A 17,093-nucleotide genomic window follows, 5' to 3' on the forward strand; every position below is an offset into this window, starting at 1 on the left:
GCATTTCGGCGAGGGGCGGTCCGGACGTCCCCGATGCGGCAGAATGTCCGTGCCTGACGGGGGCGACACATGGACTCGGTGGGACGACGGAACGGCGATATGGCGACGACAGCGGTGGACGAGGTGCACTCCGACGAGGCACGGCAGAGGGATGACGCGCGGGGCGCGGTCGGGGGCGGTCGCGCCTTCGCCCTGCTGCTCGTGGTCACCGGTGCGCTCGGGCTGCTCGCCGCGTGGGTCATCACGATCGACAAGAACAAGATCCTCGAGGCCAAGGCCAACGGCACGCAGTTCACGCCCGGCTGCAGCCTCAACCCGATCGTCTCCTGCGGCAACATCATGGAGAGCGAGCAGGCCCAGGCCTTCGGCTTCCCGAACCCGATGCTCGGCCTGGTCGCCTACGGGATCGTGATCTGCGTAGGCATGTCCCTGCTGGCCGGGGCCCGCTTCCCGCGCTGGTACTGGCTGACGTTCAACGCGGGCACCCTCTTCGGCGTCGGATTCTGCACCTGGCTGCAGTACCAGTCGCTGTACGTCATCGGCTCGCTGTGCCTGTGGTGCTGCCTCGCCTGGGTCGCCACCATCGTGATGTTCTGCTACGTCACCGGCAAGAACATCAAGCACGGGTTCCTGCCCGCACCGGACGGGCTCCGGCGGGGACTGCTGGAGTTCCACTGGGTGGTGCCGGTGCTGTGGGTCGGCGTCATCGGCATGCTGATCCTGACCCGGTGGTGGACCTTCTGGACCGGCGGCCAGGCCTGACGCGGTTCGCCGACGGGCGCGGGGCGACGGGCGCGGTCCGGCACGGTCCGTCACAGCGCCCGGCGGCGCTGTCAGTGGGGTGACATAGGCTTCCCGCGTGGAGCCAGACCTGTTCACCGCCGCCGCAGAGGAACGCCAGGAGAAGGACCCGGCCAGCAGCCCCCTGGCCGTGCGCATGCGCCCGCGCACGCTCGACGAGGTCGTGGGCCAGCAGCATCTGCTGCGGCCCGGCTCCCCGCTGCGGCGGCTCGTCGGCGAGGGCAGCGGCGGCCCGGCCGGGCCGTCCTCTGTCATCCTGTGGGGCCCGCCCGGCATCGGCAAGACGACCCTGGCGTACGTCGTCAGCCAGGCCACCCAAAAGCGCTTTGTCGAGCTCTCGGCGATCACCGCGGGCGTGAAGGAGGTGCGGGCCGTCATCGACGGCGCCCGCCGCTCCTCCGGGGCGTACGGGCGGGAGACCGTGCTCTTCCTCGACGAGATCCACCGCTTCAGCAAGGCCCAGCAGGACTCGCTGCTGCCCGCCGTCGAGAACCGCTGGGTCACGCTCATCGCGGCCACGACGGAGAATCCGTACTTCTCGGTCATCTCCCCCCTGCTGTCCCGCTCGCTGCTGCTCACCCTGGAGCCGCTGACCGACGACGACCTGCGTGGGCTGCTGGGGCGCGCCCTGACCGACGAGCGCGGCCTCGGCGGGGCGGTGACGCTCCCCGAGGACGCCGAGGGCCATCTGCTGCGGATCGCCGGCGGCGACGCGCGGCGCGCGCTGACCGCCCTGGAGGCGGGCGCGGGCGCGGCGCTGGCCAAGGGCGAGGCCGCGATCACCCTCACCACGCTGGAGGAGGCGGTCGACCGCGCCGCGGTCAAGTACGACCGCGCGGGCGACCAGCACTACGACGTGGCCAGCGCCCTGATCAAGTCCATCCGCGGCTCGGACGTCGACGCGGCGCTGCACTATCTGGCCCGGATGATCGAGGCGGGCGAGGACCCGCGGTTCATCGCCCGGCGGCTGATGATCTCCGCGAGCGAGGACATCGGGCTCGCCGACCCGACCGCGCTGCAGACGGCGGTGGCCGCCGCCCAGGCGGTCGCGCTGATCGGCTTCCCCGAGGCGGCGCTGACCCTCGGCCACGCCACGGTGGCGCTCGCGCTGGCCCCGAAGTCCAACGCGGTCACGCGCGCGATCGGCGACGCCCTCGCCGACGTCCGCGCGGGGCTGGCCGGTCCGGTCCCGCCGCATCTGCGCGACGGCCACTACAAGGGCGCCGAGAAGCTCGGCCACGCACAGGGGTATCTCTACCCGCACGACCTGCCCGGGGGGATCGCGGCGCAGCAGTACGCGCCGGACAAGATCCACGGCAAGCGGTACTACGAGCCGACGCGGTACGGGGCGGAGGCGCGGTACGCGGATGTGGTGGAGCGAGTGCGCGCCCGCCTCCGCGGCGAGCCCCCGCCCCCCCGCCCGCCCCAGCCGACGCCGCCGGAGCCGCCCGCGCCACGTGCGGCGCAGCCCGCGCCCGCGGAGCCCTCCGCTCGGCCCGGCCCCGCCGATGGTTCCGCCCCGGCCGACCAGGCTGCCCCGGCCGGCCCCGATGAGGCGGGGTCCGGCGGTCCGGCTGCTGGGGGTTCGGGGCGCCCCGGCTAGTCCGTCGCCGCCTCGAAGAGCGCGTGCATCGCGCGGCGGAGTTCGGAGATGTTCCGCACCGGCTCCGGGAAGTCGAAGCGCGCGTCGAAGGGGTTGCCCGGGGCGTCGGGGAAGCGTACGCGGAGGCCGAAGCGGTCGAGGGCCACGGGGATCGCGCGGCCGCGCGGGCCGCAGGCGCGGGCCGGGTGGCCGCCGAGGAGGGAGCACAGGGTGTGCATCTGGTTGTCGTGCGCCGCGTGCAGATGCTGCAGGAGCTCGGCCTCGTGCGGGGCGAGCGGGTCGGGGTCGGCCCGCGCGAACTCCTCCGACTCGACCGCGTCCGCGCCCCACAGGTCGTCCACGCCCGCCTCGCCGACCTCCAGCCGCAGCAGCGCCCATGCGCCGTCGCCCCCGGCCAGCGCCTCGCCGATGCCGAGCAGTTTGCCGAGCGGGTGTCGGTGGGCCAGCAGGGCCGCGGTCGCCGCACGCTCCCGGCCGCGTACGGGCGTGAGCCACCCCCCGACCCAGGCGCGGCCGCGGATCCGGTGGGCGACCGCGACCGGGGCGACATCCGTGATCTCCATCACGCAGGTCACCTCGTCGTCGTGGGCGTATGCCGCGGCGCGGGCGGCGGCCGAGCCGCCGGGGACCAGCAGGAGCACATCGCCGTCGGGGGAGACGGCGCGGGCGGCGGGGGCGTGGGCGCCGAGGTCGGCCATGCTCTCGACGGTCCCGGTGCCGGGAATGGTGAGCGACGCCGTAGCCTTGGATTCCACGAGAGTACGCACCCGCTCCGCTGCCGATGGCCGCGGAGCTTCCTCCCCGGGACGCGGCTGACCCTCCTCGGCGCTCTGACCAGTGCTGGGCAGGGGGATCCCAGGTCGAAACATGCGTCCTCCTCGGCTAAGGTAAGGCTCACCTAACTTATATCGGAGGTTCGTTCCCCGTGCCCAACCAGTCGCGTCCCAAGGTCAAGAAGTCGCGAGCGCTCGGCGTCGCGCTGACCCCGAAGGCCGTCAAGTACTTCGAGGCTCGCCCCTACCCGCCGGGCGAGCACGGCCGTGGCCGCAAGCAGAACAGCGACTACAAGGTCCGGCTGCTCGAGAAGCAGCGTCTGCGCGCTCAGTACGACATCAGCGAGCGCCAGATGGTCCGCGCCTACGACCGCGCCCGGAAGGCCGAAGGCAAGACGGGCGAGGCCCTGGTCATCGAGCTTGAGCGCCGTCTGGACGCGCTCGTCCTGCGGTCCGGTCTGGCCCGCACCATCTACCAGGCCCGCCAGATGGTGGTCCACGGCCACATCGAGGTCAACGGCCGCAAGGTCGACAAGCCGTCCTTCCGGGTCCGCCCGGACGACGTGGTGATGGTCCGCGAGCGCAGCCGCGACAAGCACCCCTTCCAGGTGGCGCGCGAGGGCGGCTACGCCCTGGACGGCGAGACCCCCCGCTACCTGCAGGTCAACCTGCAGGCCCTGGCCTTCCGCCTGGACCGGGACCCGAACCGCAAGGAGATCCCGGTGATCTGCGACGAGCAGCTGGTCGTCGAGTACTACGCCCGCTGATTCAGCCGGGCGGCGCCGGCCGTACGAGCGCCGGCGCGCACACTCACCCCGCGGGTTCCCTTCGACATCGTCGACGGGGACCCGCGAGGCGTTTCCGGGCGACCGTAATGCGGTTCGGGCACGGGTGTCCGGCGCGATAAGGTCGATACCTGCCGCCCGTCTCGGATGCCGACCCACCCGCCCGTGACGGCGGCCCGACGGACGACCTACCCACGAAGAGCAGCAGCAGGGAGCGTGCAACGTGTCCGGTGGAGAGGTGGCCGGGATCCTCGTGGCCGTCTTCTGGGCGATTCTCGTGTCCTTCCTCGCCCTCGCGCTGGTGAGACTCGCGCAGACGCTCAAGGCGGCCACCAAGCTGGTCGCCGAGGTCACCGAGCAAGCCGTGCCGCTGCTCAGCGAGGCGTCCGCGACCGTGCGCTCGGCCAACACCCAGCTCGCCCGCGTGGACTCGATCGCGGCGGACGTGCAGGAGGTCACCTCCAACGCCTCCGCGCTCTCCTCGACCGTCTCCTCGGCCTTCGGCGGGCCGCTGGTGAAGGTCGCCGCCTTCGGCTACGGCGTGCGGCGCGCGATCGGCCGCAAGGGGCAGCCGCACCCGGACGGCGAGACCACGCACGCCGTCGTCGTCGGCAAGACCCTGCCGTCCGCCCGCCGGGGCGGCCGTCGCAACCGTCCATCGAAGGGCTGAGAGACCGGAATGTTCCGCCGTACGTTCTGGTTCACCACCGGGGTCGCAGCCGGTGTGTGGGCCACCACCAAGGTCAACCGCAAGCTCAATCAGCTGACCCCGGAGAGCCTGGCGGCGCAGGCCGCCGACCGGGCGGTGCTCGCGGGGCGGCGGATCAAGGTGTTCGCGCTCGACGTACGCGACGGCATGGCCGACCGGGAGGCGGCGCTCAAGGACGCCCTGGGCCTGAGCGCGGCGCCCGCGCACGACCGCAAGCAGCTGCCCGCCCAGCGCGGACCCGCCCAGCTCACGCAGAATTACTCGTACAACCACCCAAAAGCCGGAAATGAGGACCACTGATGGAGTCGGCTGAAATCCGCCGCCGCTGGCTGCGCTTCTTCGAAGAGCGCGGGCACACCGTCGTGCCTTCGGCGTCGCTCATCGCGGACGACCCGACCCTGCTGCTGGTCAACGCCGGCATGGTGCCCTTCAAGCCGTACTTCCTCGGCGAGGTCGAACCGCCCTACAAGCGCGCTGTGAGCGTGCAGAAGTGCGTGCGCACGCCGGACATCGAAGAGGTCGGCAAGACCACCCGCCACGGCACGTTCTTCCAGATGTGCGGCAACTTCTCCTTCGGCGAGTACTTCAAAGAAGGCGCCATAAAGTTCGCGTGGGAGCTGCTGACCACCTCCGTGGAGGAGGGCGGCTACGGCCTGGAGCCCGAGAAGCTCTGGATCACCGTCTACAAGGAGGACGACGAGGCCGAGCGCATCTGGCGTGAGGTCATCGGCGTCCCCGCCGAGCGCATCCAGCGCCTGGGCATGGGCCCCAACTTCTGGTCCATGGGCGTCCCCGGCCCCTGCGGCCCCTGTTCCGAGATCAACTACGACCGCGGCCCCGAGTTCGGCGTCGAGGGCGGCCCGGCCGTCAACGACGAGCGGTACGTGGAGATCTGGAACCTGGTCTTCATGCAGTACGAGCGGGGCGCGGGCGAGGGCAAGGAGGACTTCCCGATCCTCGGCGACCTGCCCTCCAAGAACATCGACACCGGTCTCGGCCTCGAGCGCCTCGCCATGCTCCTCCAGGGCGTGCAGAACATGTACGAGACCGACACCCTGCGCGTCGTCATCGACAAGGCCACCGAGCTCACCGGCGTGGCCTACGGCGCCGCCCACGACTCCGACGTCTCGCTGCGCGTGGTCGCCGACCACATGCGCACCTCCGTGATGCTCATCGGCGACGGCGTCACCCCCGGCAACGAGGGCCGCGGCTATGTGCTGCGCCGCATCATGCGCCGCGCCATCCGCAACATGCGCATCCTGGGCGCCACCGAGCCGGTCGTGGGCGAGCTCGTCGACGTCGTCCTGAAGACGATGGGCCAGCAGTACCCGGAGCTGCTGACCGACCGCAAGCGCATCGAGACCGTCGCCCTCGCCGAGGAGGCCGCCTTCCTGAAGACGCTGAAGGCCGGCACCAACATCCTCGACACCGCCGTCACCGACACCAAGGCGGCCGGCGGCACGGTGCTCTCCGGCGACAAGGCGTTCCTGCTCCACGACACCTGGGGCTTCCCGATCGACCTCACCCTCGAGATGGCCGCCGAGCAGGGCCTGTCGGTGGACGAGGAGGGCTTCCGCCGCCTGATGAAGGAGCAGCGGGAGCGGGCCAAGGCCGACGCCAAGGCCAAGAAGACCGGCCACGCCGACCTGTCCGCCTACCGCGAGGTCGCCGACACCGCCGGCTCCACCGTCTTCACCGGCTACACCGACACCGAGGGCGAGTCCACCGTCGTCGGCCTGCTGGTCGACGGCCTGCCCTCGCCCGCCGCGACCGAGGGCGACGAGGTCGAGGTCGTCCTCGACCGCACGCCCTTCTACGCCGAGGGCGGCGGCCAGCTCGCCGACTCCGGCCGGATCCGGCTGGACTCCGGCGCCGTCGTCGAGGTGCGCGACGTCCAGCAGCCGGTGCCCGGGGTCAGCGTGCACAAGGGCACCGTCCAGGTGGGCGAGGTGACCGTGGGCGCCGCGGCGTACGCCCAGATCGACGTCAGGCGCCGGCGCGCCATCGCCCGCGCCCACAGCGCCACCCACCTCACCCACCAGGCGCTGCGCGACGCCCTGGGCCCGACCGCCGCCCAGGCCGGTTCGGAGAACTCGCCCGGCCGCTTCCGCTTCGACTTCGGCTCTCCGACGGCCGTGCCCGGCACGGTCCTCAGCGACGTCGAGCAGAAGATCAACGAGGTCCTTTCCCGTGAGCTCGATGTCACCGCCGAGGTGATGAGCATGGAGGAGGCCAAGAAGCAGGGCGCCATCGCCGAGTTCGGCGAGAAGTACGGCGACCGGGTGCGCGTGGTGACCATCGGCGACTTCTCCAAGGAGCTGTGCGGTGGTACGCATGTGCACAACACCGCCCAGCTGGGTCTGGTGAAGCTGCTCGGCGAGTCCTCGATCGGCTCCGGCGTGCGCCGCGTCGAGGCCCTGGTCGGCGTGGACGCGTACAACTTCCTCGCCCGCGAGCACACCGTCGTCTCCCAACTCACCGACCTGGTCAAGGGCCGGCCGGAGGAGCTGCCCGAGAAGATCTCCGGGATGCTGGCCAAGCTCAAGGAGGCCGAGAAGGAGATCGAGCGGTTCCGCGCCGAGAAGGTCCTGCAGGCCGCCGCCGGGCTGGCCGCGGGCGCCAAGGACGTACGGGGCGTGGCCCTGGTCACCGGCCAGGTGCCGGACGGCACGGCCGCCGACGACCTGCGCAAGCTGGTGCTGGACGTGCGCGGGCGCATTCCGGGCGACCGCCCGGCCGTCGTCGCCCTGTTCTCCGTCGCGAACGGGCGGCCGCTGACCGTCATCGCCACCAACGAGGCCGCCCGCGAGCGCGGCATCAAGGCCGGCGAGCTGGTCCGCGCCGCCGCCAAGACCCTCGGCGGCGGAGGCGGCGGCAAGCCGGACGTCGCCCAGGGCGGCGGCCAGAACCCGGAGGCCGTCGACGAGGCCGCGGCCGCCGTCGAGCGGCTTGTCGCGGAAGCCGCCTGACCGCCGTGCGACGCGGCAGGCGCATCGCGATCGACGTCGGGGACGCCCGGATCGGGGTCGCCTCCTGCGACCCCGACGGGATCCTCGCCACCCCGGTGGAGACCGTGCCGGGGCGGGACATCCCGGCCGCCCACAAGCGGCTGGCGGCCGTCGTCGAGGAGTACGAGCCGATCGAGGTGGTGGTCGGCCTTCCCCGCTCGCTCAGCGGGCGGGAGGGGCCGGCCGCGGCCAAGGTGCGCACCTTCGCACGGGAGCTGGCGCGCCGCGTCGCGCCGGTCCCCGTCCGGCTGGTCGACGAGCGTATGACGACCGTCACAGCGGCCCAGGGGCTGCGGGCCTCCGGCGTGACGTCCAAAAAAGGCCGTTCGGTGGTTGACCAGGCAGCCGCCGTCGTCATCCTGCAAAGCGCACTGGAGACCGAGCGTGTCTCCGGGCGGGCGCCGGGCGAGGCCGTCGAAGTGGTCATCTGATCGCGATACGGTAACGTTCCGCGCGGCCATGGCAGCCGTCGCCTGGCGCGAGACACGGGTGACACCTCGGCTGCCGCCGTGCGTCGCTAGGGGTTCGATGACTGACTACGGCCGGGGTACCGGCTCCCAACCGTGGGATCCTCAAGACCCGCTGTACGGGGATCAGGGGTGGGGCGGTCACCAGACGGTGACCGGTCACGATCCGTACGCCCAGGAGGCCTACGCACAGGATCCGTACGCCCAGCACGGCTCCCAGGGCCACGGCGGCTACGGCCAGGACCCCTACGGCCACGACGGCTACGGTCAGGACCCCTACGGCCAGGGCGGTCACCAGCAGGAGCAGTATCCCCAGCAGGGTTACGGCAACGACGGCTACGGGCAAGAGGGTTACGGGCACGAGGGCTACGGCCAGGACCCGTACGCACAGGACCCGTACGCCCACCAGCAGTACCCCCAGGGCTACCAGCAGGAGACCCAGCAGCCGCAGCAGCACCAGCAACAGCAACAGCACTGGGACGGACACGACACGGGCGGCTATCCGCAGCAGCCTCAGCACCCCCAGCAGCCGTACGGCAACGGCGACTGGGACGGCTCCCAGGCTCCCCAGGCCCGCCGGCCTCAGGAGCCCGTCGCCGACCAGGCCGAGCAGACCGAGCACGACGAACCCGGCGACGACCACCCCTTCTTCCGGGACGGCGACGGCAAAGGCGGCACCCTCCGCGACGACCGCGACGACCGCGCCGATGACGAGTACGACGACGAAGACGCCGACGAGGACGAGGGGCGCGGGCGCCGGAACAAAAAGCCCCCCAAGCGCCGCAGCGGGGTCGCCTGCCTCTTCGTGACCGTGGTGCTGGTCGGCGTCGTCGGCGGAGGCGGCTACTTCGCCTACCAGTTCTGGCAGAGCCGCTTCGGCCCGGCGCCGGACTACTCGGGCAAGGGCAGCGGCGAGGTCACGGTGGAGATCCCCGAAGAGGCGAGCGTGACCGCCATGGGGAACATCCTCAAGGACAAGGGGGTCGTCAAGAGCACGGACGCCTTCATCGAGGCCGCCAACGCGAACGACAAGGGCGGCAGCATCCAGCCCGGCTCGTACACGCTGCGCAAGCACATGTCCGCGGCGGAGGCCGTGAAGCTGATGGTCGACCCGGCGAGCAGCAACGGCCTGATCGTCACGGAGGGCATGCGCAACGCGCAGATCTACGCCGCGATCGACAAGAAGATCGGCCTCAAGGCGGGCACGACCAAGAACGTCGCTCTCAAAGAGGCCAAGAACCTCGGGCTGCCCGACTGGGCCGACGACAACCCCAAGATCAAGGATCCGCTGGAAGGATTCCTTTACCCCTCCCGCTACAGCGCCGGCAAGGACACCAAGCCCGAGGACGTCCTGCGGAAGATGGTCGCCCAGGCGAAGAAGAGCTACGCCCACTACGACCTCGAGGGCAAGGCCAAGGAGCTGGGCCTGAAGTCGCCGCTCCAACTCGTCACCGTCGCCAGCCTGGTCCAAGCGGAGGGCGTCACCCACGACGACTTCCGCAAGATGGCCGAGGTGGTCTACAACCGGCTCGTTCCCGGCAACGCCCAGACCAACGGCAAGCTGGAATTCGACTCGACGTACAACTACATCAAGAACCAGAGCAAGATCGATATCTCGCTCCAGGAGATCAAGAACTACGACAACCCCTACAACACGTACTTCTACCGGGGGCTGACGCCGGGGCCGATCGGCAACCCGGGGGAGGACGCGCTGAAGGCGGCGATGAATCCCACCGACGACGGCTGGTACTACTTCATCTCGCTCGACGGCAAGACGACGAAGTTCACCAAGACCTACGCCGAGCACCGGAAGCTCTACGACCAGTTCAACAAGCAGCGCAAGAACAGCTGAGGAAAGATGTCGGAAAACCGCAGGGCCGCGGTGCTCGGCTCGCCGATCGCCCACTCCCTGTCCCCGGTGCTGCACCGGGCCGCCTACGACAAGCTGGGCCTGTCCGGGTGGGCCTACGACCGCCACGAGGTGGACGAGGCCGCGCTGCCCGGCTTCTTCGAGCGGCTGGACGCGGCGGCCGGTGACCGCCCCTGGGCGGGGCTGTCCCTGACCATGCCGCTCAAGCGCGCGGTCATCCCGCTGCTCGACGAGATCACCGACACGGCGGCGTCGGTGGAAGCGGTCAACACGGTCGTCTTCACCGACGACGGCCGCCGGGCCGGCGACAACACCGACATCCCCGGCATGGTCGCGGCGCTGCGCGAGCGCGGTGTCGAGCGGGTGGCCGGCGCCGCCGTCCTGGGCGCCGGGGCCACGGCCTCCTCGGCCCTGGCCGCGCTGTCCCGGATCTGCGAGGGCGAGGTCACCGCGTATGTGCGCAGCGAGGCGCGGGCCGCGGAGATGCGGCAGTGGGGCGAGCGGCTGGGGGTGGCGGTCCGCACGGCGGACTGGGGTGACGCGGCCGAGGCGTTCCGTGCGCCCCTGGTGATCGCCACCACCCCCGCCGGCACCACGGACGCGCTGGCCGCGTCCGTCCCCGACCGCCCCGGTGCCCTCTTCGACGTGCTGTACGACCCGTGGCCGACCAGGCTCGCGGCCGCCTGGGCGGCGCGCGGCGGCGCGGTCGTCAGCGGCCTGGACCTGCTGGTGCACCAGGCGGTACTGCAGGTCGAGCTGATGACGGGGCGGTCCCCGGCCCCCCTGGCCACGATGCGGGAAGCGGGCGAGGCGGCTCTCGCCGCCCGCGGGCGCTGAGTCCGGTCCCGCCTGTTGGACCGGCGGCCCCAGGGCTTCTGGGACGTGGGAGGATCGGAGGTGGCGGGCCGGGGCCGCGCGCTGCCCGGGCCATGCCGCCGTACGTCGAGGCGCGAGCATGAGGAGCACCGTTGAGCAGGTTGCGCTGGCTGACCGCGGGGGAGTCGCACGGCCCCGCACTCGTGGCGACGCTGGAGGGGCTGCCCGCCGGTGTGCCGATCACCACCGACATGGTGGCGGACGCCCTCGCCCGCCGGCGGCTCGGCTACGGCCGCGGTGCGCGGATGAAGTTCGAGCGCGACGAGGTCACCTTCCTCGGCGGCGTGCGCCACGGCCTCACCCTCGGCTCCCCGGTGGCCATCATGGTCGGAAACACCGAGTGGCCCAAGTGGGAGCAGGTCATGGCGGCCGACCCGGTGGACCCGGAAGAGCTCGCCGGGCTGGCCCGTAACGCGCCGCTGACCCGGCCGCGCCCCGGCCACGCGGACCTGGCCGGCATGCAGAAGTACGGCTTCGACGAGGCCCGGCCGATCCTGGAGCGGGCCAGCGCCCGCGAGACCGCCGCGCGCGTCGCGCTCGGCACGGTCGCCCGCTCCTACCTGAAGGAGACGACGGGTATCGAGATCGTCTCCCACGTCGTCGAGCTGGCCGCGGCCAAGGCCCCGTACGGGGTCTACCCGACCCCGGCGGACGTGGAGCGGCTGGACGCCGACCCGGTGCGCTGCCTGGACGCCGACGCGAGCAAGGCGATGGTCGCCGAGATCGACCAGGCCCACAAGGACGGCGACACGCTCGGCGGCGTCGTCGAGGTGCTGGCGTACGGCGTGCCGGTGGGGCTGGGCTCGCACGTCCACTGGGACCGGCGGCTCGACGCCCGCCTGGCCGCCGCGCTGATGGGCATCCAGGCCATCAAGGGTGTCGAGGTCGGCGACGGCTTCGGCCTGGCCCGGGTGCCGGGCTCCAAGGCGCACGACGAGATCGTGCCCGGTGAGGACGGCATCAGGCGGGCCTCCGGCCGCTCCGGAGGCACCGAGGGCGGGCTGACCACGGGCGAGCTGCTGCGGGTGCGCGCCGCGATGAAGCCGATCGCGACCGTGCCGCGGGCGCTGGCCACGGTGGACGTCACGACGGGCGAGCCGACCCAGGCCCACCACCAGCGCTCGGACGTGTGCGCGGTCCCGGCCGCGGGCATCGTCGCGGAGGCGATGGTGGCGCTGGTCCTCGCGGACGCCGTCGCGGAGAAGTTCGGCGGCGACTCGGTCACCGAGACCCGGCGCAACGTGAAGGGCTTCCTCGACAACCTGGCCATCAAGTGAGCGGCCGGCCGAGCGGCCCGGGAGCGAACGGGCCGGCGATCGTGCTGGTCGGGCCCATGGGCGTGGGGAAGTCCACCGTCGGGCAGGTGCTCGCCGAGCGGCTCGGCACCGGCTTCCGGGACACCGACACCGACATCGTCGAGACGGCCGGCAAGCCGATCTCCGAGATCTTCATCGACGAGGGCGAGCCGCACTTCCGCGAGCTGGAGCGGCAGGCCGTGCGCGCCGCGGTCGCCGGGCACCGCGGGGTGCTGGCCCTCGGCGGCGGCGCGATCCTGGACGACTCCACCCGCGCCCTGCTGTCCGACCTGCCGGTGGTCTTCCTGGAGATGGGCGTCGCCGAGGCGGTCAAGCGCACCGGCCTCGACGCCCCGCGCCCGCTGCTCGCCGTCAACCCGCGGCAGCGCTGGCGCGAGCTCATGGAACAGCGCCGTCCGCTGTACACCGAGGTGGCCCGCGCGGTCGTGTCGACCGAGGGCCGTACCCCCGAGGACGTCGCCGACGCGGTCCTCGACGCACTGGAGTTGAAGGACGCATGAGCACCGACACACCCACCCGTATCCAGGTCGGCGGCACCGCGGGCAGCGAGCCCTACGAGGTCCTGGTCGGCCACCGGCTGCTCGGCGAGCTGCCCGGCCTGATCGGCCCCGCAGCCAAGCGCGTCGCCGTGCTGCACCCGGAGGCGCTGGCCGAGACCGGCGAGGCCATCCGCCAGGACCTCCTCGGGCAGGGCTACGAGGCCATCGCGATCCAGCTGCCCAACGCGGAGGAGGCCAAGACCGCCGAGGTCGCCGCGTACTGCTGGAAGGCGCTCGGCCAGACCGGATTCACCCGCAGCGATGTGATCATCGGCGTCGGCGGCGGCGCCTCCACCGACCTCGCGGGCTTCGTCGCCGCGACCTGGCTGCGCGGGGTGCGCTGGATCGCCGTCCCGACGACCGTGCTCGGCATGGTGGACGCGGCGGTCGGCGGCAAGACCGGTATCAACACCGCCGAGGGCAAGAACCTGGTCGGCGCCTTCCACCCGCCGACCGGGGTGCTGTGCGACCTGGCCGCGCTCGAGTCGCTGCCGGTCCACGACTACGTCAGCGGCCTCGCCGAGATCATCAAGGCGGGCTTCATCGCCGACCCGGCGATCCTGGAGCTCATCGAGGCGGACCCGGCGGCGGCCCGCACCCCCGCCGGACCGCACACCGCCGAGCTCATCGAGCGCTCCATCCGGGTGAAGGCCGAGGTCGTCTCCTCCGACCTCAAGGAGGCGGGGCTGCGGGAGATCCTCAACTACGGCCACACCCTCGCCCACGCCATCGAGAAGAACGAGCGCTACAAGTGGCGGCACGGCGCGGCGGTCTCCGTCGGCATGGTCTTCGCCGCCGAACTCGGCCGCCTCGCCGGGCGCCTGGACGACGCCACGGCCGACCGGCACCGCGCGGTGCTGGGCTCCGTCGGCCTGCCGCTGACCTACCGCGGCGACCAGTGGCCCCGGCTGCTGGAGACCATGAAGGTCGACAAGAAGTCCCGCGGCGACCTGCTGCGCTTCATCGTCCTCGACGGCCTGGCCAAGCCCACGGTGCTGGAGGGCCCGGACCCGGCGGTGCTGCTCGCGGCCTACGGAGAGGTGTCCGCGTGAGCCGCAAGGTGCTCGTCCTCAACGGCCCCAACCTGGGGCGGCTCGGCAGCCGCGAGCCGGACGTCTACGGGGCGACCTCCTACGCCGGTCTGGTGGAGGAGTGCGCGAAGCTCGGCGCGGAGCTGGGCTTCGAGGTGGACGTGCGGGAGACGAACGACGAGGGCGAGATGATCCGCTGGCTGCACGAGGCGGCGGACGGCTCGATCCCGGTCGTCATCAACCCCGGTGCCTTCACGCACTACTCGTACGGCATGCGGGACGCGGCGGCGCAGCGCACCGCACCGCTGGTCGAGGTGCATATCTCCAACCCGCACGCGCGGGAGGAGTTCCGTCACAACTCTGTCATCGCCGCGGTCGCCAGTGGCACCGTCGCCGGGTTCGGAATCGGGTCGTATCGCCTCGCATTGCGTGCCTTGGCGGACGAATTGGCCGGATGACGGCGTTCGCTGGGCACACACCGTATTCCCCGGCCGTTCACACGGTGGCGGCCGGGGCGGGTACCGTTCGGTAGAACCGGCTTCACCGCCGCGTCTTCACGCGACAGTTGCCCGTAACAGACCGCCTGCACGAGACGGAGTGCCACCGGATGCAGCACTCAGTGGGAGCTCCGCTGCCACCGCCCCATCAGCCCGGGCAAGCCCCCGGCGCGGGCGGCGCCGGATGGGCCCAGAGCACGGGTCACCACCCGGCCCAGCACCCTGGTCCCCACCCTGTCCCTCCCGTTCCCCCGGCCCCGCTCCACCCGACGCCGGCCCCGCCGCCCATGGACCCCTCGGGTGCCACCGGCCACATCCAGCTTCCGCCCGGCGGCCCGGTGCCGCTGCCGCACCCGCCGGCGGGCGGCGCGGCGATGGCCGACGCCTCGCAGGCGGCGGTGGCGGTGCTGCTGATCGGCCCGGCCGGGGCGGGCAAGACGACCGTCGCCCGCCACTGGGCCGACCGCCGGCGGGTGCCGACCGCGCACATCAGCCTGGACGACGTCCGCGAGTGGGTCAGGTCCGGTTTCGCCAATCCGCAGTCGGGGTGGAACGAGAACTCCGAGGCGCAGTACCGTCTCGCCCGCCGCACCTGCGGCTTCGCCGCCCGTAACTTCCTGGCCAACGGGATCTCCTGCATCCTGGACGACGCCGTCTTCCCGGACCGCCCGGTCGTGGGCCTCGGCGGCTGGAAGCGCCACGTCGGCCCCGGACTGCTGCCGGTCGTGGTGCTGCCGGGCCTCGAGGTCGTCCTCGAGCGGAACGCGGCCCGCAGCGGCAACCGTCGGCTGAGCGACGAGGAAGTGGCCCGGATCCACGGCCGGATGGCCGGCTGGTACGGGTCGGGCCTGCCGATCATCGACAACTCCACGTATGACGTGGAGACCACGGCCCGCATGCTCGACGAGGTCGTCGCCCGCAGCATCGCGAGCCCGCCGCTTTTTTAGGGGCTCGGTTCGCCTTTTTCAGGGCTCGGTTCTCCCCCAGCTACCGCTGGGAGGTGCCCCCGGGGGGCGGGGCCATTCGGACCCGCTCGACCGGCCGTCGGGCGCGGTACTGCGTAGGCTCGGGAGCATGTCCCAGGCGTACGCGGCCCGACGAGCCCGGCTGCGCGATCAGTGCGCGGCGGCGGGCGGTGAGGCCGCGCTCGTCTCCAGGTCGGCCAATGTGCGCTATCTGTGCGGCGGCGGTGTGCCGCCCGGGGCCGTGCTGCTGCTGGGGCCGGTCCAGGACGTGCTGGTGGCGCCCCTGACGCCGTTCTGGGAGCCGCTGCCCGGCGGTTCGCCGCACCCCGAGGACCTGCGGATTCTCGTACTGCCCGGCCAGGACGGCGACCCCGCCGCTGCCGCCGCCGACCTGGCCGCCGCGGACGGCGCCGAGTCGCTGGCCGTCGAGGAGCACCATCTGACCGTCGCCCGCCACCGGTCGCTCGCCGCGGCCGCCCCCCGGCTGCGGCTGCTGGACCTGGGCCGGGCCGTGGAGCAGCTGCGGCTGGTCAAGGACGACGAGGAGATCTCCTGTCTGCGGATCGCCGCCGAGCTCGCCGACCAGGCGCTCGGCGAGCTGCTCGAGTCGATCCTGGTCGGCCGGACCGAGCGGCATCTGGCGCTGGAGCTGGAGCGCCGGCTGGTGGACCACGGCGCAAACGGCCCGGCCTTCCCCACGGTCGTGGCCACCGGGCCGAACTCGGGCCGGGCCGGGCACACACCCACCGACCGGCGGGTCGAGGAGGGTGACTTCCTCACCATCGGCCTGGGCGCCGACTACCGCGGCTACCGCTGCGAGGTGGGGCGTACGTTTGTCATCGGCCCGTCTCCGGCCACCTGGCAGGTGGAGCTGTACGACGCGGTCTTCGCGGCGCAGCGGGCCGGGCGGGAGGCGCTGGTACCCGGCGCGGCCTGCCGCGATGTGGACCGGGCGACCCGGCAGGTGCTGGACTCCGCGGGGTTCGGCGAGGGGCTGGGACCGCGGATGGGACACGGCGTGGGCCTGGAAATCGACGAGGACCCTCGGCTGGCACCCTCGGCCATGGGTAAACTGGACGCTTGTGTGCCGGTCACTGTCGAACCGGGGGTCCACCTCCCGGGCCGGGGCGGTGTCCGGATCGACGACACGCTCGTCGTCCGCTCCGAGGCGGACGGCGGACCCGAGCTACTCACCATCACGACCAAGGAGCTGCTCGCGCTCTGAAATTCCGCGCGTCGCATCTTTGTGGTCCCCACCAGCTGTAGTCCAGGAGATCCCGCAACCGTGGCATCCACGAACGACCTCAAGAACGGCATGGTGCTCAAGCTCGACGGGGGCCAGCTCTGGTCCGTCGTTGAGTTCCAGCACGTCAAGCCCGGCAAGGGCCCTGCTTTCGTCCGCACCAAGCTCAAGAACGTGCTGTCCGGCAAGGTCGTCGACAAGACCTTCAACGCCGGTGTGAAGGTCGAGACGGCCAATGTCGACAAGCGCGGCATGCAGTTCTCGTACAAGGACGGCGAGAGCTTCGTGTTCATGGACATGGACACCTACGACCAGATCTACATCACCCCCGAGGTCGTCGGCGACAACGCCCGCTACCTGCTCGAGGGGTTCGAGGCCGTCGTGGCGATGTACGAGGGCAACCCGCTGTACGTCGAGCTGCCGGCCGCCGTCGAGCTGGTGATCGAGTACACCGAGCCCGGCGTCCAGGGCGACCGCTCCACCGGCGGCACCAAGCCCGCCAAGCTGGAGACCGGCTATGAGATCGGTGTCCCGCTGTTCATCACCACCGGTGAGAAGATCAAGGTCGACACCCGCTCCGGTGAGTACCTCGGTCGGGTGAACAGCTAAC

At 72.0% G+C, this 17,093-nt stretch carries 17 protein-coding genes; 16 read left to right on the forward strand and 1 reads right to left on the reverse strand.

The window, feature by feature from the left end:
* Nucleotides 1–99: 99 nt before the first annotated feature.
* The gene (locus ACFZDL_RS33630; RefSeq protein ID WP_353591510.1) at nucleotides 100–762 is read left to right on the forward strand and encodes a vitamin K epoxide reductase family protein; all 663 of its coding nucleotides are present in this window, start codon (nucleotides 100–102) and stop codon (nucleotides 760–762) included.
* A gap of 97 nt (nucleotides 763–859) precedes the next feature.
* Nucleotides 860–2,404 (forward strand): replication-associated recombination protein A, encoded by a 1,545-nt coding sequence (locus ACFZDL_RS33635; RefSeq protein ID WP_353591509.1) that lies wholly within the window; start codon nucleotides 860–862, stop codon nucleotides 2,402–2,404.
* On the opposite strand, the gene ACFZDL_RS33640 is transcribed toward ACFZDL_RS33635, so the two are convergent.
* Nucleotides 2,401–3,159: a DUF2470 domain-containing protein gene (locus ACFZDL_RS33640; RefSeq protein WP_353591508.1), complete on the reverse strand. Its 759-nt coding sequence runs from the start codon at nucleotides 3,157–3,159 to the stop codon at nucleotides 2,401–2,403. The genes ACFZDL_RS33635 and ACFZDL_RS33640 overlap by 4 nt on opposite strands.
* Nucleotides 3,160–3,329: 170 nt before the next feature.
* Between ACFZDL_RS33640 and rpsD the strand changes: the two genes are divergently transcribed.
* The 14 genes from rpsD (at nucleotide 3,330) to efp (ending at nucleotide 17,092) form a co-directional block, all read left to right on the forward strand.
* Nucleotides 3,330–3,944 carry a 30S ribosomal protein S4 gene (rpsD, locus tag ACFZDL_RS33645; RefSeq protein WP_353591507.1) on the forward strand — a complete coding sequence of 205 codons (615 nt, stop codon included), beginning with the start codon at nucleotides 3,330–3,332 and terminating at the stop codon, nucleotides 3,942–3,944.
* A gap of 256 nt (nucleotides 3,945–4,200) precedes the next feature.
* Entirely contained in the window at nucleotides 4,201–4,632 is a 432-nt protein-coding gene (locus ACFZDL_RS33650; RefSeq protein ID WP_353591667.1) for a DUF948 domain-containing protein, read from the forward strand.
* A gap of 9 nt (nucleotides 4,633–4,641) precedes the next feature.
* Nucleotides 4,642–4,971 carry a DUF6167 family protein gene (locus tag ACFZDL_RS33655; protein WP_353591506.1) on the forward strand — a complete coding sequence of 110 codons (330 nt, stop codon included), beginning with the start codon at nucleotides 4,642–4,644 and terminating at the stop codon, nucleotides 4,969–4,971.
* A complete protein-coding gene (gene alaS / locus ACFZDL_RS33660; protein WP_353591505.1) occupies nucleotides 4,971–7,640 on the forward strand; it encodes an alanine--tRNA ligase in 2,670 nt (889 codons plus the stop codon). The genes ACFZDL_RS33655 and alaS overlap by 1 nt, the downstream gene beginning before the upstream one ends.
* Nucleotides 7,637–8,110 (forward strand): Holliday junction resolvase RuvX, encoded by a 474-nt coding sequence (gene ruvX, locus ACFZDL_RS33665; protein WP_089510379.1) that lies wholly within the window; start codon nucleotides 7,637–7,639, stop codon nucleotides 8,108–8,110. Before alaS ends, ruvX begins: the two co-directional genes overlap by 4 nt.
* A gap of 97 nt (nucleotides 8,111–8,207) precedes the next feature.
* A complete protein-coding gene (mltG, locus tag ACFZDL_RS33670; RefSeq protein WP_353591504.1) occupies nucleotides 8,208–9,998 on the forward strand; it encodes an endolytic transglycosylase MltG in 1,791 nt (596 codons plus the stop codon).
* 6 nt (nucleotides 9,999–10,004) lie between these two features.
* Complete coding sequence (locus ACFZDL_RS33675) at nucleotides 10,005–10,853, forward strand: shikimate dehydrogenase (protein WP_353591503.1); 849 nt, start codon at nucleotides 10,005–10,007, stop codon at nucleotides 10,851–10,853.
* 131 nt (nucleotides 10,854–10,984) lie between these two features.
* Nucleotides 10,985–12,169: a chorismate synthase gene (aroC, locus tag ACFZDL_RS33680; RefSeq protein WP_353591502.1), complete on the forward strand. Its 1,185-nt coding sequence runs from the start codon at nucleotides 10,985–10,987 to the stop codon at nucleotides 12,167–12,169.
* A gap of 56 nt (nucleotides 12,170–12,225) precedes the next feature.
* On the forward strand, nucleotides 12,226–12,708 hold the full coding sequence (locus tag ACFZDL_RS33685; RefSeq protein WP_353591666.1) for a shikimate kinase: 483 nt from the start codon (nucleotides 12,226–12,228) through the stop codon (nucleotides 12,706–12,708).
* Nucleotides 12,705–13,799 (forward strand): 3-dehydroquinate synthase, encoded by a 1,095-nt coding sequence (aroB, locus tag ACFZDL_RS33690; protein WP_353591501.1) that lies wholly within the window; start codon nucleotides 12,705–12,707, stop codon nucleotides 13,797–13,799. Before ACFZDL_RS33685 ends, aroB begins: the two co-directional genes overlap by 4 nt.
* Nucleotides 13,796–14,236, forward strand: coding sequence for a type II 3-dehydroquinate dehydratase (gene aroQ / locus ACFZDL_RS33695; RefSeq protein ID WP_353591500.1), 441 nt, complete (start codon nucleotides 13,796–13,798; stop codon nucleotides 14,234–14,236). Before aroB ends, aroQ begins: the two co-directional genes overlap by 4 nt.
* Nucleotides 14,237–14,385: 149 nt before the next feature.
* On the forward strand, nucleotides 14,386–15,222 hold the full coding sequence (locus ACFZDL_RS33700; protein WP_353591499.1) for a Pro-rich N-terminal domain-containing protein: 837 nt from the start codon (nucleotides 14,386–14,388) through the stop codon (nucleotides 15,220–15,222).
* A gap of 127 nt (nucleotides 15,223–15,349) precedes the next feature.
* A complete protein-coding gene (locus tag ACFZDL_RS33705) occupies nucleotides 15,350–16,465 on the forward strand; it encodes an aminopeptidase P family protein (protein ID WP_353591498.1) in 1,116 nt (371 codons plus the stop codon).
* Between the two features lie 60 nt (nucleotides 16,466–16,525).
* On the forward strand, nucleotides 16,526–17,092 hold the full coding sequence (gene efp, locus ACFZDL_RS33710) for an elongation factor P (protein WP_353591497.1): 567 nt from the start codon (nucleotides 16,526–16,528) through the stop codon (nucleotides 17,090–17,092).
* Nucleotide 17,093: the final 1 nt, after the last annotated feature.

It is taken from the genome of Streptomyces sp. NPDC007917 (genome assembly GCF_042959105.1).
Lineage (GTDB): Bacteria > Actinomycetota > Actinomycetes > Streptomycetales > Streptomycetaceae > Streptomyces.